This is a genomic window from Martelella mediterranea, assembly GCF_004342225.1.
In the GTDB taxonomy this organism is placed as follows: Bacteria; Pseudomonadota; Alphaproteobacteria; order Rhizobiales; family Rhizobiaceae; genus Martelella; species Martelella mediterranea_B.
Genome location: NZ_SMAR01000004.1, coordinates 92,819 through 117,489, shown reverse-complemented (window position 1 = coordinate 117,489; position 24,671 = coordinate 92,819). Strand labels below are relative to the sequence as shown.

Below are 24,671 nucleotides of genomic sequence, written 5' to 3'. Positions count from 1 at the left end.
CACAATCCCTCTCTTTTGCCATCTTCAGCCACTGGCATAATGCGCATCAGGAGTAGGAAATACAAGCAGCCAAGGGCGGCATGCGCAGAACGGTTCAGGCCTTATGCGAAACACAATGCGCTCATTTCTGCATTTAATTTTACCCAATTGAAAGTTCCCAAAACAAGGAGGCGGATATGAGCGCTTTCAAAATAGCCATTATCGGCGCCGGCAGCGTCGGTTTCACCAAGACGCTCTTCAAGGATATCCTGTGCGTTCCGGAGTTTGCCAATATTGAGGTTGCGCTGACCGATATCAGCGAGAAGAACCTGACGATGGTCAAAACCATTCTGGAACGCATCGTCGAGGCCAACAAGCTGCCGACAAAGATCACGGCAACCACCGACCGCCGTAAGGCCATTGAAGGTGCGCGCTATGTGATCTCATGCGTGCGTGTCGGTGGCCTGGAAGCCTATGCCGATGATATCCGCATTCCGCTGAAATATGGTGTCGATCAGTGTGTTGGCGATACGATATGTGCCGGTGGCATCATGTATGGTCAGCGCAATATTCCGGTGATTCTGGACTTCTGCAAAGACATCCGTGAAGTCGCCGAACCGGGCGCCAAATTCCTGAACTATGCCAACCCGATGGTTATGAACACATGGGCGGCGATTGATTATGGAAAAGTTGATACGATCGGCCTTTGCCACGGCGTTCAGCACGGTGCCGAGCAGATTACCGAGGTTCTGGGGGCCAGGCCCGGTGAACTGGACTATGTGTGCTCGGGCATCAACCATCAGACATGGTTCACCGATCTGCGCGTTAACGGCCGCAAGATCGGCAAGGATGAGCTGATCGCAGCCTTTGAGGCGCATCCGGTCTATTCACAGCAGGAAAAAGTGCGCATCGATGTGCTGAAGCGTTTCGGTGTCTATTCAACCGAAAGCAATGGCCATCTGTCCGAATACCTGCCCTGGTATCGCAAACGTCCAGACGAGATCAATCGCTGGATCGATATGTCAGAATGGATCCACGGTGAAACCGGCGGTTATCTGCGCCACACGGCTGAAAACCGCAACTGGTTTGAAACCGAGTATGATGAATTCCTGAAAGATGCGGCTAAGCCGATTGATCCGGCCAAACGCTCCAGCGAACATGCCAGCTACATTCTTGAAGGCCTTGAAACCGGCCGGGTCTACCGCGGTCACTTCAATCAGAAAAACAACGGCGTAATCACCAACCTGCCGGATGATGCGATCATCGAATCCCCCGGCTTTGTCGATCGCTTCGGCCTCAACATGGTGGCCGGGATAACCCTGCCAGAGGCCTGCGCTGCAACATGCATGTCTTCTATTAATGTTCAGCGCATGTCGGTTCACGCTGCGGTGACCGGCGATATCGATCTTTTGAAACTCGCCATGCTGCATGATCCGCTTGTTGGCGCGGTCTGCACGCCGGAGGAAGTCTGGCAGATGGTGGATGAAATGGTTGTTGCTCAGACCGAATGGCTACCGCAATATGCCCATGCCGTCGATGATGCCAGAGCGCGGCTTGCAAACGCCACCGTCAAAACCCACGACTGGGAAGGGGCAGCCCGCCGTAAGGTTCGCTCCATTGACGAAATGCGTGAGGAGAAAGAGGCCGAACGCGCTGCAGCCAACGCCTAGACTTTTTGCTGCAATGCGAGACCGGCAGACGTGCCGGTTTCGCGCCTTAAACCTGTTTCGGCCAACTGTGGGTAGGAGCCAGATGGCCGAAGCGAGATTGCTCAAAGGGCAACGTGCCCTTTCATGAGTTTCAAGAGGGAGGAATCCAAGATGCAACATCACCCGACCACTGGCCATCTGAATAAAATTCTGGCGGCAGGCATTTCAACATTTGTATTTGCTTCTGGCGCATGGGCGTCGGAAGCGACCGTGGTACCCGAACAGCCAGATTTCCCGGCCCAGTCCAAGATCACCTATGTGCCGCGGGATTCCATCGCGTCATTCAAAGCACTTTCATCCTATTCGGAACCCGAATGGATAACGAAAAACTTCGTCGAAACAGGGGCATTGCCACCGGTGGAAGAACGTCTTCCAGAAGAGCCACTGGTGTTTAAAACCGGGAACATGCCTGACGGCATCGGTGTTTATGGTGGCACGCTGCGTCACGTGATCGGCGGACGGCCGGAGGGCTGGAATTATCAGGCAGGCCAAAGCACCGGCTGGGGCGGTATCGACATCGGCATGTTTGAATGCCTGACACGCACAGCCCCGCTTTATCAGGTTGAGGCCTCGGACATGGAGCCATTGCCAAACCTTGCCAAAAGCTGGGAATGGTCTGAAGACGGCCACACGCTGACGATGCACCTGATCGAAGGCGCGAAATGGTCCGATGGTGTGCCCTTCACCTCCGAGGATGTGCTGTTTATGTGGGAAGACAACATCGTCGATCCCAATGTGACGCCGCTCAATGGCGCCAGCCGTGAAACCTTCGGCTCGAACACGACGCTGAAAGCACTGGATGATTACACGGTCGAGTGGACATTCGAGGAAGAATTCCCGCGTCAGTATCTATTCAACATGGCTTACGGAAATTTCTGCCCCGGCCCGGCTCATATCATGAAGACGAAGCATCCGTCATATGCCGATACGACCTATGACGAATATCGCAACGGCTTCCCCCCGGAAATGCTGAACTGGCCGGTCATGGGCGCCTGGGCGCCGGTCGAATACCGTTCAGACGATATTATCGTTTTACGCCGCAACCCTTATTACTGGAAGGTCGACGAAGAAGGCCATCAGCTACCCTATATCGACGAGCTTCACTATAAACTCTCGACCTGGGCCGACCGTGATATTCAGACGATTGCCGGCTCTGCCGACCTTTCCAATCTTGAACAGCCGGAAAACTTTGTCGTGGCGCTGCGCCGCGCGGCAGAAGAAACCGCCCCTGCCCGCCTTGCCTTCGGTCCGCGCCTTATCGGCTACAACATGCGGATGAACCTGTCTGGCAATGGCTGGGGTGAGCCGGATGCACGGGCTCAGGCCGTGCGAGAACTCAACAGGAACCCGGAATTCCGCAAAGCCATTACCATGGCCATTGACCGTCAGAGCCTTGGAGATTCGTTGGTGCGCGGTCCTTTTACCGCCATTTATCCAGGCGGCCTGAATTCCGGTACCAGCTTTTATGACCGGGAATCGACCTATTATTACCCCTACGATCCGGAAGGTGCGAAAGAGATCCTCGCCTCTCTCGGTCTCGAAGACACCGACGGCAATGGCTTTGTGAACTGGCCGGAAGGCACGCTGAATGGCGAAGATCTCAACATCATCCTGCTGCTCAGCTCTTCCTACAACACCGACGTTAACCTTGCCGAAGGTGTCATCGGCCAGCTGCAGCAGGTTGGTTTGCGCGTGGTCCAGAACTCGATCGACAACAACCAGTATGAATCGATGCGTTATGGCGGTGATTTCGACTGGATGATCCTGCGTAACTCCCCTGCGCTTGCCTCTGTCGTTCAGGGTACAACGTCTCTGGCCCCGGTTGGCCCGAGAACCAGCCACCACCATCGCGCTGGCCCGGACGGCACGCTCGATCTGATGCCTTATGAAGAACAGCTCGTCGAGATCGTCAGCCACTTCATTGCAACCAGTGACGATGCTGAACGCGCCGAGCTGATGAAACAGTATCAGGAGGTCGCGACAAAAAACGTCGACACGATCGGGCTGACGGAATTTCCCGGTGCGCTGATCGTCAACAAGCGCCTCGATAATGTTGCCGCCGGGGCGCCGATCTTCATGTTCAACTGGGCCGAAGACGCCATTATCCGCGAGCGCATGTTTGTGCCGAAGGATGAACAGGGCGGTTATCAGCTGTTTCCCGAAACCCTGCCGGGCAAGCCCGGTGCAGATGGTCCAGTGAAGGGCTGAACCTGAAACGAAAGCGTCGTGGCGACCGCATCTGCCGGCCGCTGCCAACCGCGCGGAGCCGGAGCCTGCTCTCCCGGCAAACCGGCTCCGCCACAAAAGTGTTTCCGGCAAAACCGGCAAAACGCTTCAGAAGGGACGCAAGGAGACTATGGTCAGATTTCTTTTTGCCCGGATTTCGTCAGGGATCATGCTGCTTTTCGTGCTCAGCATCGTAACCTTTACGATCATCCAGGCCCCGCCCGGAGACTACAGCGATTATATCCGCTCGCAGGCGATCAACCAGGGCGGAGCATCATTCGAACAGGCTGACGCGCAGGCGCAGGCCTATCGTGAAGCCAATGGGCTCGATGACCCGCTGCCACTGCAATATGTCAACTGGATCAAGGGCATTGTTCTGCATGGCGATTTCGGCCAGAGCCTTTACTACAACAAGCCCGTTTCCGATGTCGTCGCTGAACGGCTGCCGCGCACTCTGGCGCTGGCGCTCGTTTGCCACATTCTGGCATCCATATTCGGTATCGGTTTCGGTATTGTCGCGGCGACCAGACAATATAGCTGGATCGACACCGCCTTATCCGGCGTCGCATTTCTGGGCATGACTGTGCCACGTTTTCTGATGGCGCTGATTATCGTTTATGTTCTTGTGTTTCATTTCGATGTCTCGGAGGTGGGCAGTTTCTACTCGCCGCAATATGGCGGTGCGCCATGGTCTTGGGGCAAGTTCGTCAATCTTGTGCAACATATCTGGCCGGTGGTCGCCATCGCCACCTTTGGTGGGCTGGCCTATAATATGCGGGTCATGCGCGGCAATTTGCTTGATACGCTCAACATGCAATATGTCGAAACTGCGCGCGCCAAAGGCCTTTCAGAACGCAAGGTCATCATGCGCCATGCAGTGCCCAATGCGCTGCACCCGCTGGTGATGTATCAGGGAGTTGTCCTGCCATACATGTTGACGGGCGAAATCGAGGTGGCGATCATCTTTGCACTGCCAACCGTTGGCCCGGCGATTGTCGGCTCAATGGAGGTCGGCGATGTCTATGTGACTGCCACCTTCATGCTGTTGCTTTCTGCCATGCTGCTGATCGGCAACATCATCGCTGATCTTCTTCTGGCAGCCCTTGATCCACGCGTGCGACAGACAGGGAGGGCTGCGGCATGACCGACAATATTCTTGAAACCGTTGACGTTGTAAAAGAACCGGAAGCCAGCAAGAACGAAACCTATCTGGCGCTGGTCTGGCGCCGCCTCAAGCGTTCCTTCTCAGGCATGATGGGCCTTGTTCTGGTGGTGTTTCTACTTTTCATCGCCGTGTTTGCCGATTTTCTCTCGCCAGCTGATCCACGTGCGACCGGCCAGGCCTATCAACCTCCGCAGACAATCACCGTGTTCAATCAGGACGGTGACTTTGTTTTCCCGCCGCGCTCTTATCCGTTAGGCGATACGGGAGAGCTTGACCCGGTCACATTCCAGCCGCTCGTCGGTCCGGACTATGAAAACCCGCAAATTCTTGGCCTTTTCGTCAAAGGCGCCCCCTATAAACTCTTTGGCTTCATCCCTGCGGATCGACACTTTATCGGCGCTACGGACGGCTCGGTGATCCACTTTCTGGGAACTGACAAGCTCGGCCGGGATGTGCTGTCGCGTATTCTTTATGGTTCGCGAATTTCGCTTCTGATCGCGCTGACGGTTGTTTCGGTTGTGACCGTTGTCGGCACCTCGGTGGGGATGACATCCGGCTATTTCGGTGGACCTGTTGACGCCTGGATCCAGCGTGTGGTGGAGTTGGTGCTCGCCTTCCCGCAATTGCCTTTTTATCTGGCGCTCGCCTCGTTGATCCCGGTCACGGCACCGACGAAAGTTTTTCTCGGCTTCGTCATCGCCGTCATGTCCGCCCTTGGCTGGGCGCAGATGTCGCGCGAGGTGCGTGGCAAGACCATGGGCCTGGTTCGAATGGATTATGTGCGTGCGGCCATCGCCGTTGGCGCAACCGACAAACGAATCATCTTCCGCCACATCCTGCCGAATGTGATGAGCCACGTCATCGTTGCTGTCACGCTGGCGATCCCGACCGTGGTTCTGTTGGAAGCCTTTCTCGGTTTTCTCGGCTTTGCGGTGAAGCCACCGTTGATTTCTTGGGGGCTGATGCTGCGCGATACTTCCAATTATTCGGTAATCGGCGCCTATCCGTGGCTGCTTTCCCCCGTGGCCTTTGTGCTTCTGACCGTGTTTGCGTTCAACGCTTTCGGCGACGGTCTGCGCGATGCCATCGACCCTTATTGAGTTCAGGAGGCTTTCTACAAGATGACTGATGATCTCAGATACGACACAGCACCACCTGAGCGCCGCGACAGGGCCGAAAAAGAAGGTGCACCGCTGATTGATGCCCGCAATGTTGCCGTCGACATCAAGGTGGAAGATGGCACCGTCAATGCTGTCCGCGATGTCTCGTTTCAGCTTTACAGCGGAGAGACAATTGCCATTGTCGGTGAATCCGGCTCGGGTAAATCCGTGACAGCTCGAACGGTGATGGGCCTGCTTCCAAAGCGGGCAAGCGTCGGCAAGGGTTCCACGATAAATTATAACGGAGAGGACGTTCTCAAATTCTCTGAACGCCAGCGTCGGGACATGCGCGGATCGCGGATTTCGATGATCTTTCAGGAGCCAATGAGTTCGCTGAACCCGATCTATACAATCGGCTCACAGATCATCGAAGCGATCCAGACCCACCGGCGGATGAGCCGAAAGAAGGCGGAAGAAGAGACCATCGCGCTCTTGCGGCAGGTGCAGATCCCGGAGCCTGAAGCACGGCTGAAACAGTATCCGCACCAGCTCTCCGGTGGCCAGCGCCAGCGCGTAATGATTGCCATGGCACTTGCCAACAAGCCGGATGTTCTGATTGCCGATGAACCGACGACGGCACTGGACGTCACGGTTCAGGCGCAAATTCTCGGACTGATCCGCGAGCTTCAGCGTGATCTCGGCATGGCAGTGATCCTGATCACGCATGATCTGACCGTGGTGCGCCACTTCTCCGATTATGTTTATGTGATGAGCGAAGGTGTTGTCCGTGAACACAACACCACGGAGGCACTCTTCGAAAACCCGTCCCATCCTTATACCCGCAAGCTTTTAAGCTCCGAACCAACAGGTGAAGCCAATCCGATGCCGGAGGGCTCAAGACCGATCCTTGAAGGTCAGGATGTGCGGGTGGCCTTCACGCTCCGCTCAGGCGGCTTCTTCAAGGCCCATTTCAGCGAGCTGGTTGCGGTTGACAATCTTTCGATCACGCTCAGAAAACAGGAAACGCTCGGGCTTGTCGGCGAGAGCGGCTCGGGCAAAACCACCTTCGGGCAGGCGCTGATGCGCCTGATCCACGCCGATGACGGCAGGGTTCTTTTCGACGAACGCAATATCGAAAGCCTGACACGCGAACAGCTGCGTCCGTTGCGCTCGCGTATGCAGGTTGTCTTTCAGGATCCGTTTTCCTCGCTGAACCCACGCATGACCGTGGGGCAAATCATCGAGGAAGGTTTGATCGTCAACGACATCGGAAAAACCGGAAAGGACCGCGATGAGCGGGTGCGTGATGCACTCGTCAGTTCCGGGCTGCCCGGCTCCATTACGCATCGTTTTCCGCATGAGTTTTCAGGTGGTCAGCGTCAGCGTATTGCCATTGCACGCGCCATCGCGCTGGAGCCGGAGTTCATTCTGCTGGATGAACCGACCTCGGCGCTCGATCTTTCTGTGCAGGCACAGATTATCGAGCTGCTACGCAGGCTCCAGACCGAGCGCGGCCTGAGCTACCTCTTCATCTCGCACGATCTGAAGGTCGTCCGCGCGCTCTGCCACCGCGTCTGCGTCATGCAGCACGGCAGGATCGTGGAACAGGGACCGGTTCAGGCTGTGCTGGATAATCCCCAAACCGACTACACGAAACGGCTTGTTAAAGCTGCCTTCGAAGTTGCCGCTTAGTTTAAGACAAGAAAGTACCAGCATGACGAGACAACCCAAGATCACATTTATCGGCGCCGGTTCGACGGTTTTCATGAAAAATATCATCGGTGATGCGCTGCAACGCCCGGCGCTGAAGGATGCCTCAATCGCACTGATGGACATCAATCCCGAGCGGCTGGCCGAAAGTGAAATCGTCGCAGGAAAGCTTGCCAGAACACTTGGCTCGAAATCTAAGATCACGACACATCTGAACCAGCGCGAGGCCCTGGATGGTGCGGATTTTGTCGTCGTGGCCTTCCAGATCGGCGGCTATAAGCCCGCGACCGTTACAGACTTTGAAATCCCTAAGAAATACGGGCTGCGTCAAACCATTGCCGATACGCTCGGCGTTGGTGGAATCATGCGCGGATTGCGTACCGTGCCGCATCTCTGGTCGATCTGCGAGGACATGATGCAGGTCTGCCCCGACGCCATTCTGCTGCAATATGTAAACCCGATGGCGATCAACACCTGGGCAATTGCGGAAAAATATCCTCAGATCAAGCAGGTCGGCCTCTGCCATTCGGTGCAGGGCACCGCCGGTGAACTGGCGCGCGACCTTGACATTCCCTATGAGGAAATCCGCTACCGTTCGGCCGGCATCAACCATATGGCGTTCTTCCTGAAATTCGAGCATCGCCAGAAAGACGGCAGCTACCGCGATCTCTACCCCGATCTGGTGCGCGGTTACCGCGAAGGCCGGTTCCCGAAACCGTCAAGCTGGAACCCGCGCTGCCCCAACAAGGTGCGTTACGAAATGCTGACGCGGCTTGGCTATTTCGTCACCGAAAGCTCGGAGCATTTTGCCGAATACACGCCCTATTTCATCAAGGAAGGCCGCGAGGATCTGATCGAGAAATTCGGCATTCCGCTGGACGAATACCCCGTGCGTTGTGTCGAGCAGATTGCCAAATGGAAGGATCAGGCGGCAGAATACAGGAAGGCCGATGAAATCAAGGTAGAGCAGAGCAAGGAATACGCCTCGTCGATCATGAATTCGGTGTGGACCGGCGAGCCCTCCGTCATCTACGGCAATATCCGCAACAATGGCTGCATCACCTCGCTGCCGGATAACTGCGCGGCGGAAGTGCCGTGCCTCGTCGATGCCTCCGGCATTCAGCCCACCTATATCGGCGACCTGCCGCCGCAGCTGACGGCGCTCATCCGCACCAATATCAACGTGCAGGAGTTGACAGTGGCAGCGCTCGTTCATGAAAACCGGGAGCACCTGTATCATGCCGCGATGATGGACCCGCATACGGCCGCAGAGCTCGATCTCGACCAGATCTGGTCAATGGTTGATGATCTGCTGGTTGCTCATGACGATTTTCTGCCGGACTGGGCCCGTCTGACGCAGCAGGTAAAATCAGCCTGATAACTGCGGGACCGGGCGGCGTAAACAGCCTTTATGGCGCCCGACCCACCCGGAGCCGGTTTGACCGTGCCAAAAATCCTGATATGAACGTTTTATTACACGCTGGAACTGAGTAAACCTTGACATGGCGCGCAACTTTCTCGTCGTCGATCCGGAAAAGGATCCGCATATCATCAAAGGCCTTGCCGCGCCCGCACGCATTTCTGTGCTTAAGCTTTTACGCCGCAAGGGCCCGCTGAACGTCAAGGAAATTGGTGAGCTTCTGAAGTTACCGCAATCGACTGTTTCCTTGAGCGTTCAGCTTCTGGAAGAAGCTGGCCTCATCAGAACCGAGAGCCAGCGCGCCCGTAAAGGCAACCAGAAAGTTTGCTCCAGCATTTATGATGAAGTCGTTATTTCCTTCGGCGATGCAGCGGAAGAGCGCCGCGATGACGCCATTGAAGTGGCAATGCCGGTCGGCCTCTACACAAGTTTCGATGTCAGCGCGCCGTGCGGGCTGTGCACGACCGAAGGCATTATCGGCCTTCTGGATGTGCCCGATGCCTTCCTTGATCCGCAGCGCATGCGCGCCGGTCTGATCTGGTTCACGCGCGGCTCAGTTGATTATCAGTTCCCCAACAATGCCCGGCTCGACAATCGCACTATAACGGAGATCGAGTTTTCACTGGAATTGTCTTCGGAAGTGCCGGGGACCAACCCCAACTGGCCATCGGATATCACCATTGGCATCAACGGTATCGACATCGGCCAGTGGACATCGCCCGGTGATTTCGGAGATCGCCGCGGCGTTCTCACACCAGATTGGTGGAAACTCAAAGGATCACAATACGGAATGCTGAAACGCTTTCGTGTCACGGAAAACGGCGCTTATGTTGATGGAATGCGCATTTCCGATATTGCTTTGAAAGACCTGAAACTGGATCAGCACCACTCGATCCGCCTCTCGATCAGCGTGCGCGCGGATGCCCGCCACCCTGGCGGCGTCAATATTTTTGGCCGGGGTTTCGGCAATTACGACCAGGACATCGTTCTGCGCATTACAACCAAGTAGGCACGTCCGGCTGCGGAAAAATTTCCGGGTGGCGCTTAAAAGGCGCTTGACGGAAAGCGCAATCGGGTTTCTATTGATCATGAAAATTGGTTTAAACCAAAATTTTGGGATTTGGAGGAGACACAATGCGCGCCGGGATTACCGTCCACAAAGACTACACGATTTCCGAAATCGATCCGAGGCTCTACGGCTCGTTCATCGAGCATATGGGCCGCGCCGTTTACACCGGCATCTATGAACCCGATCATCCGACGGCCGACGAGAATGGCATGCGTGATGACGTCAAGGCGCTCGTGCGCGAGCTCGATGTGCCGGTCGTGCGCTATCCCGGCGGCAATTTCGTGTCTGCCTATAACTGGGAAGACGGCATCGGCCCGAAGGAAGAACGCCCCGTTCGTCTTGACCTCGCCTGGCACACATCCGAAAGCAATCAGGTCGGCATTCACGAGTTTTCCAAATGGTGCGACGATGTCGGCACGGAAATGATGCTGGCCATCAATCTCGGCACCCGCGGCATCAACGAGGCCCGCAACTTCCTCGAATATGTCAACCATCCCGGCGGCAGCGCCTGGTCGGACCTGCGCCGCGAAAACGGCCGCGAGGAGCCCTGGAATGTCAAGCTCTGGTGCCTTGGCAACGAGATGGACGGCCCCTGGCAGACCGGCCACAAGACGGCGGAAGAATATGGCCGCCTGGCCTATGAGACCGCCAAGGCCATGCGCCAGTTCGACAAGGATCTCGAACTGGTCGTCTGCGGTTCGTCGTCCTCCTTCATGCAGACCTATCCCGAATGGGAAGCGACGGTTCTCGACCATACCTACGATGCCGTCGATTACATCTCCTTGCACATGTATTTCGAGAATCACGAAAAGGACACGGCCGGCTATCTCGCCAAGTCGAAGGTACTTGCCAATTACATCGACACGGTTGCCGGCGTGATCGCCTATGTGAAATCGAAGAAGCGCTCGAAGAAGGACGTTTATATCTCGTTCGATGAATGGAACGTCTGGTATCATTCGAAAAAGCGCGACGAGGCAACGCTTGCCGGCAAGGAAGGCTGGCCGTTTGCGCCGCCGTTGCTCGAGGATGATTATAATTTCGAGGACGTGCTGCAGGTCGGCTGCATCCTGAACACCTTCATCAACCGCGCCGATGTGGTCAAGATCGGTTGCCTGGCGCAGCTCGTGAATGTCATTGCCCCGATCATGACGGAGCCCGGTGGCGCAGCCTGGCGGCAAACGATCTTCTATCCCTACTACTTCGCATCCCGCTATGGACGCGGCACGGCACTGAAGCTTGCGCTCGACTGCCCCGGCTACACCACCGAAGACATCGGCGAAGTGCCCTATGTCGACGCCTCAGCCGTTCATAACGCAGAGGATGGAACGATCTCCTTCTTCCTCGTCAACCGCCACCAAAGCGAGGCGGCCGAGATCGATCTCGCACTGGAAGGTTTCGATGCCGACACGATCCTGGACGACAAGGTGATTGCTCATTCGGACGTCGACATCACCAACACGGCATCCGCGCCAGACGCAGTAAAGCCTGAAGATGCAGCCGACGCCGCACTCGGCGGGAAGGGCCTCACAGCAAGCATCGCACCGCTCAGCTATCGCTTCGTGCGTATCAAGCTGAACTAAACCATGGTTTCTGGTTCAAACCGGAAATCATGTTGACAAATGGGCGATTTGTCTTAGGGTCTTTTAACGCTCGGACATGCATCGGGAGGAAACAATGGGTGGCACAGCCTCCCGTTTCCGCGTGGATCCGGCAATGTGTTTTCAGGCATGCGGAAAACGTGCCTGAGAACGCGGGAGCTTAGGAAAAGTCGTCGGAAGGGCCGGGATTTGCGGCCGGGGAGAACGGCAGAATGACTGCTCAGATCGAAATCAAGAATATCACCAAGCGTTACGGCAGCCTCACCGTTCTCGACAACATATCGTTGTCGATTGCGGCCAATGAATTCATGGTTTTTCTCGGTCCCTCGGGCTGCGGAAAATCAACGCTTTTGCGCATGATCGCAGGGCTTGAAGCGGTTGACGAGGGCGAGATCGCCATCAACGGCAAGCGCATCGACAATCTGCCGCCCGGCAAACGCGGCCTTGCCATGGTGTTTCAAAACTACGCCATTTATCCGCATATGAGCGTGGCGGAAAACATGGCTTTCGGGCTGAAGAACATCTCCGTCGAACAATCGGTCATCGATGCGCGGATCAAGGAAGCCGCGCGCATGCTGGAGATCAGCCACCTGCTGGAGCGCAAGCCCAACCAGCTGTCCGGCGGCCAGCGCCAGCGCGTCGCCATCGGCCGCGCCATCGTCAAGGAACCGGAAGCCTTTCTGTTCGACGAGCCACTGTCGAACCTCGATGCGGCTTTGAGGGTGAGAACCCGCGTCGAACTGGCCCAGCTTCGCAACCGCGTCGCTTCGACCATGATCTTCGTCACCCACGACCAGATCGAGGCGATGACGCTGGCCGACCGGATCGTGGTGCTCAACAACCGCAAGATCGAGCAGATCGGCGAACCGATGGAGATTTACAGCCGGCCGGTGAGCGAATTCGTCGCCCGTTTTGTCGGTTCGCCGACGATGAATTTTCTGCCGGCCGAAATCACCGATGACGGCGGCTTTGCCCTTGCGCGTTTCCCCGACGGCGCAAAGCTGAAGACCGGCGTCAAGACGGCGGACCTGCCGGAAAAGACGATGAAGCTCGGCATTCGCGCCGAAGCGGTCAAATGCGTATCCGATGCGGCCAGCGGCACCACCGAGGGCACGGTCGACGTGCTTGAGCGGCTTGGCGACCGCACCCTGCTTTACACCCGGCTTGGCGATGACAGCGTCGTTGTCGCCGAGGATATCGGTCTCAGCCGCGCTAAAATCGGCGACACCGTGCATCTCGCTTTCGACGGTTCGGCCTGCCATCTGTTCGATTCCAACGGCAAGGCCTATCACGCAAGCGCAGAGGCGGCAGCGGAAGGGCAGGAGGCGCACAATGTCTGACGCCCAGTCGACCCGCGCCGCACTTGCCCGTCACGACAAGAAGGGGGTGAAGACGGCCACCGCCAACATCAATGCCCCGCGCTGGGGCAATGCGCTGTTCATCGCGCCCTATATGGTGTTCTTCATCACCCTGCTGGTGTTCCCGATGATCTGGAACATCTGGCTCAGCCTGCACCGGGCCGACGCCTTTTCCATGGGCCGTTTTATCGGCATCGGCAATTATGTCCGCCTGCTCAATGACGGCGTCTTTCTCAAGGCCGTCTGGAACACCTTCTATTTCGTGTTCTTGAGCGTTCCGCCGCTGGCGCTGGTCGGGCTTTTCCTGGCGCTCGCGCTGAACCGGCAGACGAAGACCGCCGCTGCGCTGCGCACGCTCTATTTCTCCTCGTCGGTGCTTTCGGTGACCATCGTCACGTTGATCTGGCGCATCGTCTTCATCGGCCAGTTCGGCCTGCTCGCCACGATTTACGGCTGGTTCGATGCAACGCCGCCCGCATTCCTCTCCGATCCGGACCTGGTGATGATCGGCATTGCGATTGCGACGGTGTGGTGGTGTATCGGCCTGCCGATGATGCTCTATCTCTCGGCGCTTCAACAGATCCCGAAAGAGATCTATGAAGCGGCCGCTCTCGACAATGCCGGGCGATGGCGAACCTTGCGCTATATCACCCTGCCTTCCATCAAGCGCACTGTCATTCTGGTGGTCATCATCCAGATCGTGATGCAGTTCCAGCTCTTTGGCCAGGCCCGGTTGATGACCAATGGCGGCCCCAACAATGAATCCCTGCCGATGGTGCTCTATATCTATCAGATGGCCTTTACCCGCTGGGATATCGGCCTGGGTGCCGCAGCTTCCGAAGTGTTGTTCGTGATGATCCTGATCGCCGCCATGGCCCAGTTCATGGTCTCGCGCAAGAAGGGAGACAACTGATGAGCTCCTTCGGTCTTTCCAAGAAAAACACGCTCGGCGACCGGCTGATCCTCGGTTCGGTGATCGTTCTGGCGCTGATCATGGTGGCGCCCGTCCTGTGGGTCATCGGCCTGTCGCTGAAAGACAATTCAGAGCTCATGGCCAACATGAACTCGGTCTTTCACGGCCCCTATACGATTGCGAACTATCTCAACATCTTCGGCAATTCCTCGGTATTCCGCTGGGTGTTGAACAGCGTCATCGTCTCGGGTTCGATCACCTTCGGCATTCTGGTGCTGACCTCGCTTGCCGGCTACGGTTTCGCGCGGCTTAATTTCCCCTTCCGCAACACGATCTTCATCATCGTGCTTCTGGGCCTTGCGATCCCCGAACAGGCCGTGCTGATCGCCCGGCACCAGATCTTTGCCGGCATCGGCCTGCACAACACCTATTATGCGCTGATCCTGCCGGGTCTGTCCGCGCCCTTCGGTGTGTTCCTGATGACGCAGTTTTTCCGCGCCATCCCGAAGGAATACGACGAGGCGGCACTTCTGGATAATGCCAGCCGTTTCAAGATTTTCTGGAAGGTGCTGTTGCCTCTGACGTTGCCGGCGCAGGCGACGCTCGGCATTTTCACCTTCCTGATTGCCTGGAACGACTATTTCTGGCCGTTGATCACCGCAACCCGCAAGGAAATGTACACGCTGACGGTCGGGATCGCCTCCTCGCAGATGAATTTCGCACAGACCGAGGGACTCGGCTTCCTGATGGCTCAGGCGGTGTTCGCCAGTGCGCCGATCCTGATCGTCTACCTGTTTTTCCAGAAATACATCGTCACCGCCGTTTCCGGCTCGGCGGAGAAGTGATGTCGCGCGGGCGCGCTGTGCCCGTGTTTATCGAATGAAAAAACCGGAAAGAATGCCCGCATGGCGGCAAACGCCGCCGCGGGAGACGGAACCGAATCTGGGATCGCCCTTTGAGGCGAAAAACAAACGGCCGATGACGGCTCGTTTTGTGGAGGAGTAGATATGACATACCGTTTGAAAAAGGCGCTGCTCGGCGCATTCTCCGTTGCCGCACTTTCGGTGGCAAGCCCGGCACTGGCCGACACCACCATCGACTTCCAGCGCTTCTTCGGCGCCTGCGATGCCGACTGGGGAGACAATACCGATGTTTCCGCAGCCGTTGGCGAATGCGGCATCATCACCTCGCTGGTCAACAAGTTCGAAGAAGAAAACCCGGATATCACGGTCAACGTCACCACTGTTGAATGGCCCGGTTACGACCAGCTGACGGCCCAGTTTGCCGCCGGCGATCCGCCGGATGTCGTGACGATCCACCAGTCGGTTCTCGGCGATTATGTGTCCAAGAACCTGCTGATGCCGCTCAATGAGCTGCTGGAGCAGCAGGGCATCTCGCCGGAAAGCTTCACCAAGGCAAGCCTGACCGGTGTGACCCGTGACGGCGAGATCTATGGTCTGCCGATAGACAACTGGAGCCAGCTCTGGCACATCAACCTCGCGCTCTTCGACGAGGCCGGCCTTGTCAACGAGGACGGCACGCCGGTTCTGCCGACCTCCGCCGAGGAACTCCTGGCCCAGGCCGAACAGTTCCAGGAAGCCACCGGCAAGCCCTATTTCACCATGCCGCTCGCCAATGAGACCGCGCTTTATACCCGCGATTTCTACACCTATCTGCAGCAGCAGGATGCCGACTTCTTCGCCGATCCGACGGCAATTTCCATCGAAACGCCGGAAGCCAAGGCCGTGCTTGAACTCTACAAGACGCTTTACGACGAAGGCTATGTTACCAAGGACCTCGACTACGGCGCTTCGCTGAACGCCTTCCTGGCGGGCGATGCCGGCGTCCATGAGGGTGGCACCTGGGTCATCGGCGATTACAATGCCGAATCGGAAAAAGACGGCACGGCGCTCAATGCCGGCGGCTACACCGTGGTTCCCTATCCGCAGCTCTATTCCGGCACCCGCAGCCAGTATGCCGACGGCCACAGCCTGGCCGTCTCGCGCATGGATCGCTCGGATGAAGAAGAAGCGGCCATCGGCAAGTTCCTGAAGTTCATCTACGACAACGACTATGACTGGGCCCGCACCGGCCACCTGCCGTCGGTTCAGGCGGTGCTGGACTCTGAAGAATTCCGGGCCCTGCCGCATCGCGAAACGGTTCTGGAAGTTGCCGAAATCGGGACGCCGGTGCCCGGTGAAGTTCAGCGCCAGTTCGCCATCCAGGATATTATTGGCCAGGAAATGAACGCAGCCATGACCGGCCAGAAAAGCATCGACGATGCGCTGGCCGATATGCAGGACCGAGTCAACGATCTGTTACGGTATCTCTGATTTCCGATCATACACGAACAAGCAAAGGCGCAGATCTCACGGTCTGCGCCTTTGTTTTACCCGGACAAAACCCAACGCGTAAGCGCATTCAGCGCAGGGCCAGAAAAGCCGTTCCATATCCACACAGACTTGAAAACATTCATGAAAAGGCGTTCACATATAATCTGCGAGCTTTCGGATTGGTGCCCAGAGGATGCGTACCGGATTATCAGGAGGTCAACGCCTTGGAACGTCGGCAACCATCATATGGTGATAATGCGGTGTGCGATCCGCTCAAGAAGCGGCATGTCATGACTGATAACGAGGACACCCAGCTGACGACTTTCGGCCTGCTCAAGCAGTACGGACCATATCTGCGCCTGTGTCAGGGGATCCAGCTGCGCGGAAATCTCGTCAGCAATCAGATAGCGGGTTCGCGGCGCGAATGCCCTTAAAAGAGCAACGCGCTGCAACTCCCCACCCGATATCTCGTGTGGATAACGATCAAACCATGTGTTCGAGACGCCGAACGCCTCTCTGAGCGGCGCATCGGGCTGCCAGGCCTCGGCGATGATCTTTCCAACTGTCCAGCGCGGATTGACGGCGAAAACCGGAGACTGATGAAGATACTGGACCGGGTTAAAGCCCTGCGGATGGGCCGCGCCATCGACGAGGACCTGCCCTGAAGCCGGTCGGTAATGGCCAGCAAGAATACGGGCGAATGTCGATTTCCCGACCCCGGACCGGCCCGTCATCCCAACGATTTCGCCAGGACGAATGGCAAGATCGATCCCGTCGATGACCGGTGACCTGTTACGATAGCGAAAACAGATATTCTTCGCTTCAAGCATCGCCGTTCACCCGAAATCCGTTGTGTGGCAGCGCCTGCCAGAGGGCACGCGCATAATCGGAACGTAGGCGCTCTCCGCAATCTTCGAAGGCTTCTGCGCGCTCCTCACCCGCGACCGTGCCATTTCGGACAAGGCAAACGCTGTCGGCATAGGCAAGTGCGGTCGCCAGAGAATGTGTGATCAAAAGCACGCCCTTACCATTTGCAGCCAGGCTTTTTAGCTTTGAAAGAATACGCGCAGCGTTGTCATCATCGAGGCCGCTGGTCGGCTCATCGGCGACAATCAGGTCCGGGTCGCCAACCGTCGCGATGGCCATCAACATACGCCGCGCCATACCACCGGAAAGATGGTGAGGAAAGGCGCGCGCCGCATCCGCATCCAGTCCGAACTGTGCCAACACCGCCATAAGCGCGGCATCATCTGCCTTAAGCCCGGCCCGGCGAGCCGCCCAGCGCAATTGCTGAAAGCAGCGCGCCATAGGATCAAGATGACTGATCGACTGAGGAACCAGAGCCATGCGCCGCCCGAGCAAAGCCGGACGAGTGCTTTCATCGACACGCAGCCCGTCAAAATGGATATCGCCTCTGATTTGAGCATTGGGTGGCAATATGCCGAACAATGCATGGGCAATCAGGCTCTTTCCGCCACCGGACGCGCCGATAAGGGCGACCACCTCACCGCGTTTCACCGCAAAGCCGATACGGCTGAGAACCGGCATCTCACGAACCTTCAGCAGCCCACAATAGCGACGGAATGACAGGTCAACATTATTGAAAGAAAGCAGGGTCATGTCTGCGCCGTCCTGGGATCGAGAATGAGACGTACCCCATTGCCGACAGCATCAAAACTGAGCACGAGCAGAAGCAGGCACAGCCCCGGAAACAGGCCAAGCCACCACTTTCCTGCTGTCAGATAACGCATCGAGTCTGAGAGCATTACACCGATGGCCGGCCGGGTCGGGTCGAGGCCGAACCCGAGAAATGTCAGACTGGCCTCATGCAAAATGGCATGCGGGAACATCAAAACAAGCCCGACCAGCATTTGCGGCAGGATCTGAGGCAGAATGTGCCCGATTGTGATCACGCCCCACGATTTGCCGAAATGGCGCGCGGAGACAACATAATCGGCCTGCCTTACCTGCAGGACTTCAGCACGCAATATGCGTGTCAGACGCGGCCAGTGCGTGAGCGCTACGGCAACCGTGACGGCAACAGGCCCGCCACCCAGCGCAAAGCAGATCAGGATCAGCAGCACAAGGTGCGGAAGCCCGATGGTCGCGTCAACCAGAAGCGACACGATGGCATCCGCAAACCGACCGCCGGCTGTTGCAACCAGCGCAAGAGCAGTGGCGATAACAACGGAACAGCATGAAGCAAGCAGCCCCACCCAGAGACTTGTGCGAAGCCCCTTGATGGTACGCGCCAGAAGGTCATGTCCCATCTGGTCGGTTCCAAACAAGTGTGCCCAGTCCGGTGGGGAAAGCCTTGCGGCAAAATCCGTCGCCACACCTGCCGGCCCCGTAAGCACGGCCAATATCGGTATCAGCAGTATCAGCATGAAGCCGATAAGGGCTGCAGTCAGGGTCCAGACCCTGTTGCCCATCCTCGGCAAGACCAGAGGCTCAAAGCTCTGGCGCTGTTCCAGTTCAGCCATATTGCCCTCCAGCCGAAAGAGCGTCATCGCGCAGCCGCGGGTCCACAAGCCGATAAAGCATATCGGCAATCATGTTACCGACCGATACGAACAGCGTCAGAAAAAGAGTGACGGCGAGGAGCAACGGCACATCGCCCTTGATGCCTGCGGAAACAGCAGCCTGTCCAAGCCCCGGATAGGCAAAAACCTGCTCCGCCAGTATCGACCCGCCAAAAAGCTCCCCGAGCGAGGCAAAAAGAATTGTCACGGCGGGCAGTGCCGCGTTGCGGGCGCCATGCCTGAGCGCCACATCCCATTTGCCGGCACCTTGCGCACGGGCATAAAGCGCGGCATCGCCTTCTAGAATTTCGATGATCTTGGCGCGGGTGTGCAGCGCGACCTGAGAGACACCGAAAAGCGTCAGCGCGGACAGTGGCAAGGCGAGATGGCGCAGCCGGTCGCCAAAAGTGACAGCATCCGGCACCACACCAAGTGGACCGGCACAGCAGACCGGCGCCCAGCCCAGCTGGACGGCAAAGATGATCAGCAACAATATCGCGATCCAGAACGTAGGGGCGGATGCAAGAACATAGGCGGAAAGCCTGATCACGCGATCGACTACAGAGCCTGAACAGGCACCGGCAATCACCCCCAGCGCAAAGCCAAGCAGGCCGGAAAAGAGCCACGCCAGACCGACAAGCGGCAGGGATACCCAGAACCGGCTGGCGATGACCTTGGAGACGGGAGCGTTATAGATCATCGAGTAACCGAGATCACCCTGAAGAAGGTTGCCTGCCCAGTGTAGGAATTGCGTCAGCGGCGGCTGGTCCAGCCCCCAACGCTCGGCAATCAGTGCCCTCTGCTCCGGCCCCACCCGTGCAATATCGACCCCCAGATAGGCGTTGACCGGATCGATTGGGGAAAGCTTGGCAAGGGTGAAAGCGACCGCCGCGACCAGAACCAGGACGGCAGCGAGCCGTCCCAGTCGTTTCGTCAGCATGATCGCGGCGGAATACACGGAAATCTCAGTCACACGTCCAGGTCCACTGCTCGATCATTGCCGTGATCGGCCATCCATGACCGTGCGGTTCGATCTGGGTCTCGCCAACGTCCAGGCAGTCATTGACGAAATAGACATGGTCGAGGTTCACAAGCCAGGCCCACCCGGCAAGGCCACGTGCGGAAAACCCTGTCTCGCCATCCCACTCGGCGGCCTGCCAGTGCGGATATGATTGCTCCAGACTTTCGGCATGCTGGGCATCTGCAAGATGGCCATCAACGGTACTGTCGGAAAAATAGCCGGGGTTATAGAAGTCAATTCCTCCCCAAGCGGAATTGTAGAGGCTATAAACTTCAATCGGACTGTGGCTGCCCCAACCAAACATGACTGGCTGCTGATGGTCGATCCGGCCGATCTGCTCCCATGTCACGCCCTTTGGCTGTGCAGCGATGCCGAGCGCCTTCAATTGCTCGCTGACGACGACGGAAAGCGCCTGCCGCACGGAGTCCGAGGCCGGGAAGTAGATATCGAATGTAGCACGCACGCCATCCCGGACCCGAATGCCGTCCGCACCGGGCACCCATCCCGCCTCATCCAGCATGGCGCGCGCGGCATCGGGATCATAAGCAACGGCCGCATCGGGGTTCGACCAGGGCAGCCCATCAGCCGGGCCATAGGCCGGGCGACCGTAGCCGTTCAGCGCAACATCGACGAGCTGCGCACGATCCACGCCCAGATTGATCGCGCGACGGATAGCGAGATCGGAGGTGACTGCATTGCCAACGGGCTGCCCCTCGGCATTCACTTCACCCGGTTCGGGGATCGGAAAAGACAGACCACGGTTGTCGACAGACGGCACAACGATCTTGTCAAAGCCTTTAATGCTTTCATCCGCCATCAGGGCCGGGACGGAAACCATGTCAACATCGCCGGTCCGCGCGGCCGCCAGACTGGTATCCTCGCCGGAGAAAACGAAGGTCAGCCGGTCGAATGCCGGTTTCTTGCCGTAATACTTGCTATTGGCCTCGACAATCAGCTGTTCGCCCTCGGTCCATGAAACCAGCCGGAAGGGGCCGGAACCAACCGGCTGACGTGCATAACCAGGGCCATATTCCTGCGACGGCACGATACCGAGCGAATAGAAATTTTCCGAAAATGTAACCCAGGGGCGCTTGAGATAGATTTCAACAGTCGTCGCGTCGACCGCCTCGGCCTTTTCCATCACTGTCAGATCAAGTGCGCCACCCGATGACGCAGCCTCATTAAAGGTGAAGGCAACATCTTCCGCCGTCAGTGGCGTCCCGTCGGAAAACACAACGTCAGAGCGCAGCTTGATGGTCCATACCAGCCTGTCATCGGAAAGCATCCATTCGGTGGCGAGGTCCGGAACGGTATTGAGACCGGCATCACGTTTCAGGAGGGTGGACTGGAACAACGGATGACCATAGCGCCCCCAGCCAAGCAGTGGATCATAGCCGGTGTCCGGCTCTCCCCCGATGGCGAGGATCAGTTCCGATTTGGCGAATGCAGGCCCACTGGCGGAGAATGCCGCCATCACCAATACCGTTGTCGCCGCAAGCCGTGCCGTGGTTTTACCGATCACAATTGTTCCCCTTCAAAAGACATCTCGTAAGTAAGCTAACACTCAAAAGTATGACGTCAAAACAAAAACATCATACTTGCGAGACCTATCGCGACATCCGCACTTATGCCAACTGTCAGACCTGACGGTTTGCAACCATTTTGGACCTCGGCTGACATTAACCGGCGAAGGCCGCTCCCACACGCATGCTTGTCTGGAGCCGCCACATGGAAAAGGGCAATCAATGCCACGCTCATATGAGAGAGATACTGGCGAAGGTTTCGATCACGTCCAGCACCGAGACCGCCGCGTTCGATGCAGCTCTCGGTTTGCTTGAGCGATCTTTATTCGATTACTCTGCCGGTCCGGATCAGGCATACAGCTCCAATGTCGCCTGCCGTCGAATGAGGTCTTTCCCAACTAAGCCATCAGGCCTGCCCGTCCAGCCAGGCGGTCGGGCTTTTACCGGTCACGCGGATGAATTCGCGGTTGAAGTTCGATTTGGTGTTGAAGCCGCTTGAGAGCATGGCGGCGGTGACGTTGTCGCCGGCTTTCAGGCGCGCGCAGGCGTGATCGATGCGGAAGCGGTTGATATGACGGGAGACGTTTTCGCCGGTGGCGCGGTTGATCGCGCTCGACAGCGTCTTGGCCGGCAGCTTGAGCCTGCGGGCAAGCCGTGAAAGCGTGAGATCCGGATCGAGATAAGGCGTTTCAGCGCGCATCAGCGCATCAAGCCGCGCGACGATGGCGGTATCGGCTTCGCTTGCCTCGGGCGGTTCGGGGCGGGCGACCTCCTTCGGATCGCCCTCGCCGAAGGCGTTCGGCGACAGGCTCAAAAGGCCGGCCGCCAGAAGCGCTACCGAGGTGAAGATGCTGACGATCAGCGGTTTGAGCGATGGTGCCCCCGCGGCGATGACATAGGCAATCAGCGTATCGCTGACAGCCGAGAGGAGAAGGCTTGTTGCAATCCCCGCCCAAAGCCATTGCGGCTGACGTCCGGCCTCCAGCCGGGCCAGTGGCAGGGCATCGCCGCGGGCCTTGAGCGCTAGCAGGATCCACAAGCCATAACCGAGAAATATCAGTGGAATGACCGCATCGACCGTCACCGGGGCGAAAATCACGCAAAACAGGGTGAAGGCGGGGGCGGCCAGATGGATGAAATCCCGTTTCAGGTTGAGCGGTGCGATAAAGGACGAGCGGAAGGCAAGCCAGGCCAGAGCCGGCACAAGCGTGGCTGTGACCGGCTGCACCGGACGCAGCCAGGTCAGGCCATAATACAGCACCAGCGCGACGAGCAGCCCCTGAAGCGCGCAGGCCGACAGAAAAACGGCGGTCTCAAACGGTCGCCTTTCGCCTGCAAGCATGCGCAACACCATGAACCCCAAGACCAGCGCGGTGACCAGCGGAACCGGAAGAACCAGCATATTTTTCACTCCTTGACCGGCCTTGCGATAGTGCAAAAACCGGTTGCGGGCGACCTCAAACCGGAAAAAGGACGCCGCCGTCTGCCGAAAACGCCAGAAAAAGCCGTCTTCAACCATTCAAAAGGTTTATCCATGAAACGGCTTATTCTCTCACTCGTCACTTCACTCATGCTGGCCGGCTCGGCCGCAGCCGCTGAAAACCTGTTGCCGGGTTACGAGCGGCTCACGGTTGAAAGCAGCGCCCGCACCGTGCCGCTGGCCGCCACGCTCTGGTATCCCGCGAAAATCAGAAGCTACCGCGGCATTGTCGGCGGCAATGCGGTTTTTCAGGGCACATCCGGTCTGATGGGCGCGCGCATTGCCGATGGTCAATTTCCGCTGTTTCTGTTTTCCCACGGGTCCGGTGGCAATATGGACAACAGCGCCTGGCTGATGGCGGGACTTGCCGAAAAGGGCGCCATGGTGCTGGCGGTCAATCATCCCGGCAGCACGACGGGCGATTCCTCTCCGCGTGCGTCAGCCTTTCTGGACCGGCGGGCGGGCGATCTTTCGGCAGCACTCGATTATCTCCTGGCCGATCCGGTTCTAGGTCCGCATGTCGACCAGTCGGCGATTACGGCGAGTGGCTTTTCGCTCGGCGGCGCAACGGCGCTAAATCTTGGCGGCATGCGGGTTTCCGGCGATGCCTTTGCCGATTATTGCCGGGAAAATCCGGGTTATACCGACTGCATCTTCATGTCGAAGGGCAATCTTGATTTCGACCGTCTGCCGGAGGGTTTCGGCGGTGACCTGCGCGATGAACGTGTTGGCGCTGTAATCGCAATCGATCCCGGTTTTACCTACGCAGCAACTGAGGCGAGTATCGAAACCATGTCGCTTCCGGTTCTGGTGATCAGCCTCGGCAAAGAACACCTGCTTCCCGCGACGGATTTGAGCGAGAGCGGCAGCAATTTTCTTGCCCGCCTGCCGGATGCAGCGCATGAGACATTCGCACCGGCCAGCCATTTCACCTTTCTGGCGCTATGCAAGCCGGAAGGTGCTGCGTTTCTTGCAGAGGAACAGGACGATCCGGTCTGCACCGATCCGGAAGGCACAGACCGCGCCGCCGTCCACGCCGCCATCGTCGATGCCATTGCCCGGTTTATCGGGCTATGATCTGTAACGCCGGGCCGTACTCAGCATAGATAACACCATGACGATTATGGCTTCGAGTGATCAATAATGCAGGCTGGCCGATACCTACACCAGAAAACAAAAAAGCCCGGCGAACCGGGCTTTTTGCGGCGTTTCTGAACATCCACGGACGTTCCGAAACATGAAATTGGTGCCCAGAAGAGGCGCTCTATAACCTCGACAATTCAATAACTTATAGAGATAGTGAGGGAAATAGTTCCCGTTGTAATTATTGATGATTTCAGACATCATCCCTTACCTTAGAATACTCTTCAGCAAGGAGCCTATCACTCAGTCAGCCATCAAACCCTGCCTGCCTCAAAGGCTCTGAGTCGGAACATCGCGATATCGTTTCCAGATGACGGTTTTGGGGACGGAAGGCGACAGGCAGGTTTGATCTCACCAATTAGCGAAACGGACGTTCAGGTTTAAGAGGAGCGCAGTCGGTTT

Annotated in this window: 19 protein-coding genes; 13 read left to right on the top strand and 6 right to left on the bottom strand. The window is 57.5% G+C overall.

The genetic code is table 11. From position 1 onward, the window contains the following. Window positions 1-176 precede the first annotated feature (176 nt). From EDC90_RS04355 to EDC90_RS04300, 12 genes are all read left to right on the top strand, one after another. Entirely contained in the window at window positions 177-1,649 is a 1,473-nt protein-coding gene (locus tag EDC90_RS04355) for an alpha-glucosidase/alpha-galactosidase (protein ID WP_132308942.1), read from the top strand. A 150-nt stretch (window positions 1,650-1,799) separates the two neighbouring features. Beyond that, on the top strand, window positions 1,800-3,896 hold the full coding sequence (locus tag EDC90_RS04350; RefSeq protein ID WP_132308940.1) for an ABC transporter substrate-binding protein: 2,097 nt from the start codon (window positions 1,800-1,802) through the stop codon (window positions 3,894-3,896). Between the two features lie 148 nt (window positions 3,897-4,044). Continuing rightward, window positions 4,045-5,058, top strand: a complete 1,014-nt coding sequence (locus EDC90_RS04345) for an ABC transporter permease (RefSeq protein WP_132308938.1) — start codon at window positions 4,045-4,047, stop codon at window positions 5,056-5,058. Continuing rightward, window positions 5,055-6,179 (top strand): ABC transporter permease, encoded by a 1,125-nt coding sequence (locus EDC90_RS04340; RefSeq protein ID WP_132308936.1) that lies wholly within the window; start codon window positions 5,055-5,057, stop codon window positions 6,177-6,179. Before EDC90_RS04345 ends, EDC90_RS04340 begins: the two co-directional genes overlap by 4 nt. A gap of 21 nt (window positions 6,180-6,200) precedes the next feature. Then, the gene (locus EDC90_RS04335; protein ID WP_132308934.1) at window positions 6,201-7,871 is read left to right on the top strand and encodes an ABC transporter ATP-binding protein; all 1,671 of its coding nucleotides are present in this window, start codon (window positions 6,201-6,203) and stop codon (window positions 7,869-7,871) included. A gap of 22 nt (window positions 7,872-7,893) precedes the next feature. Further along, the gene (locus EDC90_RS04330) at window positions 7,894-9,267 is read left to right on the top strand and encodes an alpha-glucosidase/alpha-galactosidase (protein ID WP_132308932.1); all 1,374 of its coding nucleotides are present in this window, start codon (window positions 7,894-7,896) and stop codon (window positions 9,265-9,267) included. A 124-nt stretch (window positions 9,268-9,391) separates the two neighbouring features. After that, window positions 9,392-10,318, top strand: a complete 927-nt coding sequence (locus tag EDC90_RS04325; protein WP_132308930.1) for an ArsR/SmtB family transcription factor — start codon at window positions 9,392-9,394, stop codon at window positions 10,316-10,318. A gap of 125 nt (window positions 10,319-10,443) precedes the next feature. Next, window positions 10,444-11,958 (top strand): alpha-N-arabinofuranosidase, encoded by a 1,515-nt coding sequence (locus EDC90_RS04320; RefSeq protein WP_132308928.1) that lies wholly within the window; start codon window positions 10,444-10,446, stop codon window positions 11,956-11,958. Between the two features lie 230 nt (window positions 11,959-12,188). Continuing rightward, on the top strand, window positions 12,189-13,316 hold the full coding sequence (locus tag EDC90_RS04315) for an ABC transporter ATP-binding protein (RefSeq protein WP_132308926.1): 1,128 nt from the start codon (window positions 12,189-12,191) through the stop codon (window positions 13,314-13,316). After that, window positions 13,309-14,247 carry a carbohydrate ABC transporter permease gene (locus EDC90_RS04310; RefSeq protein WP_132308924.1) on the top strand — a complete coding sequence of 313 codons (939 nt, stop codon included), beginning with the start codon at window positions 13,309-13,311 and terminating at the stop codon, window positions 14,245-14,247. Before EDC90_RS04315 ends, EDC90_RS04310 begins: the two co-directional genes overlap by 8 nt. Further along, on the top strand, window positions 14,247-15,092 hold the full coding sequence (locus EDC90_RS04305; RefSeq protein WP_132308922.1) for a carbohydrate ABC transporter permease: 846 nt from the start codon (window positions 14,247-14,249) through the stop codon (window positions 15,090-15,092). Before EDC90_RS04310 ends, EDC90_RS04305 begins: the two co-directional genes overlap by 1 nt. Window positions 15,093-15,254: 162 nt before the next feature. Then, the gene (locus EDC90_RS04300) at window positions 15,255-16,580 is read left to right on the top strand and encodes an ABC transporter substrate-binding protein (protein ID WP_132308920.1); all 1,326 of its coding nucleotides are present in this window, start codon (window positions 15,255-15,257) and stop codon (window positions 16,578-16,580) included. 242 nt (window positions 16,581-16,822) lie between these two features. On the opposite strand, the gene EDC90_RS04295 is transcribed toward EDC90_RS04300, so the two are convergent. From EDC90_RS04295 to EDC90_RS04270, 6 genes are all read right to left on the bottom strand, one after another. Further along, a complete protein-coding gene (locus EDC90_RS04295) occupies window positions 16,823-17,410 on the bottom strand; it encodes an ABC transporter ATP-binding protein (protein WP_132308918.1) in 588 nt (195 codons plus the stop codon). Next, window positions 17,403-18,200 (bottom strand): ATP-binding cassette domain-containing protein, encoded by a 798-nt coding sequence (locus EDC90_RS04290; protein ID WP_132308916.1) that lies wholly within the window; start codon window positions 18,198-18,200, stop codon window positions 17,403-17,405. Before EDC90_RS04290 ends, EDC90_RS04295 begins: the two co-directional genes overlap by 8 nt. Next, window positions 18,197-19,063, bottom strand: coding sequence for an ABC transporter permease (locus tag EDC90_RS04285; RefSeq protein WP_132308914.1), 867 nt, complete (start codon window positions 19,061-19,063; stop codon window positions 18,197-18,199). The genes EDC90_RS04290 and EDC90_RS04285 overlap by 4 nt, the downstream gene beginning before the upstream one ends. Next, on the bottom strand, window positions 19,056-20,075 hold the full coding sequence (locus EDC90_RS04280; protein WP_245510932.1) for an ABC transporter permease: 1,020 nt from the start codon (window positions 20,073-20,075) through the stop codon (window positions 19,056-19,058). The genes EDC90_RS04285 and EDC90_RS04280 overlap by 8 nt, the downstream gene beginning before the upstream one ends. Beyond that, window positions 20,068-21,645 (bottom strand): ABC transporter substrate-binding protein, encoded by a 1,578-nt coding sequence (locus EDC90_RS04275; protein ID WP_245510931.1) that lies wholly within the window; start codon window positions 21,643-21,645, stop codon window positions 20,068-20,070. Before EDC90_RS04275 ends, EDC90_RS04280 begins: the two co-directional genes overlap by 8 nt. A 407-nt stretch (window positions 21,646-22,052) precedes the next feature. Continuing rightward, entirely contained in the window at window positions 22,053-23,048 is a 996-nt protein-coding gene (locus EDC90_RS04270; RefSeq protein WP_132308912.1) for a helix-turn-helix domain-containing protein, read from the bottom strand. Between the two features lie 132 nt (window positions 23,049-23,180). Between EDC90_RS04270 and EDC90_RS04265 the strand changes: the two genes are divergently transcribed. Next, window positions 23,181-24,203, top strand: coding sequence for an alpha/beta hydrolase family protein (locus EDC90_RS04265; RefSeq protein WP_132308910.1), 1,023 nt, complete (start codon window positions 23,181-23,183; stop codon window positions 24,201-24,203). Window positions 24,204-24,671: the final 468 nt, after the last annotated feature.

Excerpts from the sequence above, each read along its gene's own strand:
- EDC90_RS04315 (WP_132308926.1), top strand. The coding sequence starts at position 12,189 with ATGACTGCTCAGATCGAAATCAAGAATATCACCAAGCGTTACGGCAGC.
- EDC90_RS04345 (WP_132308938.1), top strand. The coding sequence starts at position 4,045 with ATGGTCAGATTTCTTTTTGCCCGGATTTCGTCAGGGATCATGCTGCTT.
- EDC90_RS04355 (WP_132308942.1), top strand. The coding sequence starts at position 177 with ATGAGCGCTTTCAAAATAGCCATTATCGGCGCCGGCAGCGTCGGTTTC.
- EDC90_RS04325 (WP_132308930.1), top strand. The coding sequence starts at position 9,392 with ATGGCGCGCAACTTTCTCGTCGTCGATCCGGAAAAGGATCCGCATATC.
- EDC90_RS04300 (WP_132308920.1), top strand. The coding sequence starts at position 15,255 with ATGACATACCGTTTGAAAAAGGCGCTGCTCGGCGCATTCTCCGTTGCC.
- EDC90_RS04335 (WP_132308934.1), top strand. The coding sequence starts at position 6,201 with ATGACTGATGATCTCAGATACGACACAGCACCACCTGAGCGCCGCGAC.
- EDC90_RS04295 (WP_132308918.1), bottom strand. The coding sequence starts at position 17,410 with ATGCTTGAAGCGAAGAATATCTGTTTTCGCTATCGTAACAGGTCACCG.
- EDC90_RS04290 (WP_132308916.1), bottom strand. The coding sequence starts at position 18,200 with ATGACCCTGCTTTCTTTCAATAATGTTGACCTGTCATTCCGTCGCTAT.
- EDC90_RS04340 (WP_132308936.1), top strand. The coding sequence starts at position 5,055 with ATGACCGACAATATTCTTGAAACCGTTGACGTTGTAAAAGAACCGGAA.
- EDC90_RS04310 (WP_132308924.1), top strand. The coding sequence starts at position 13,309 with ATGTCTGACGCCCAGTCGACCCGCGCCGCACTTGCCCGTCACGACAAG.
- EDC90_RS04270 (WP_132308912.1), bottom strand. The coding sequence starts at position 23,048 with ATGCTGGTTCTTCCGGTTCCGCTGGTCACCGCGCTGGTCTTGGGGTTC.
- EDC90_RS04305 (WP_132308922.1), top strand. The coding sequence starts at position 14,247 with ATGAGCTCCTTCGGTCTTTCCAAGAAAAACACGCTCGGCGACCGGCTG.
- EDC90_RS04350 (WP_132308940.1), top strand. The coding sequence starts at position 1,800 with ATGCAACATCACCCGACCACTGGCCATCTGAATAAAATTCTGGCGGCA.
- EDC90_RS04330 (WP_132308932.1), top strand. The coding sequence starts at position 7,894 with ATGACGAGACAACCCAAGATCACATTTATCGGCGCCGGTTCGACGGTT.
- EDC90_RS04265 (WP_132308910.1), top strand. The coding sequence starts at position 23,181 with ATGAAACGGCTTATTCTCTCACTCGTCACTTCACTCATGCTGGCCGGC.
- EDC90_RS04285 (WP_132308914.1), bottom strand. The coding sequence starts at position 19,063 with ATGGCTGAACTGGAACAGCGCCAGAGCTTTGAGCCTCTGGTCTTGCCG.
- EDC90_RS04320 (WP_132308928.1), top strand. The coding sequence starts at position 10,444 with ATGCGCGCCGGGATTACCGTCCACAAAGACTACACGATTTCCGAAATC.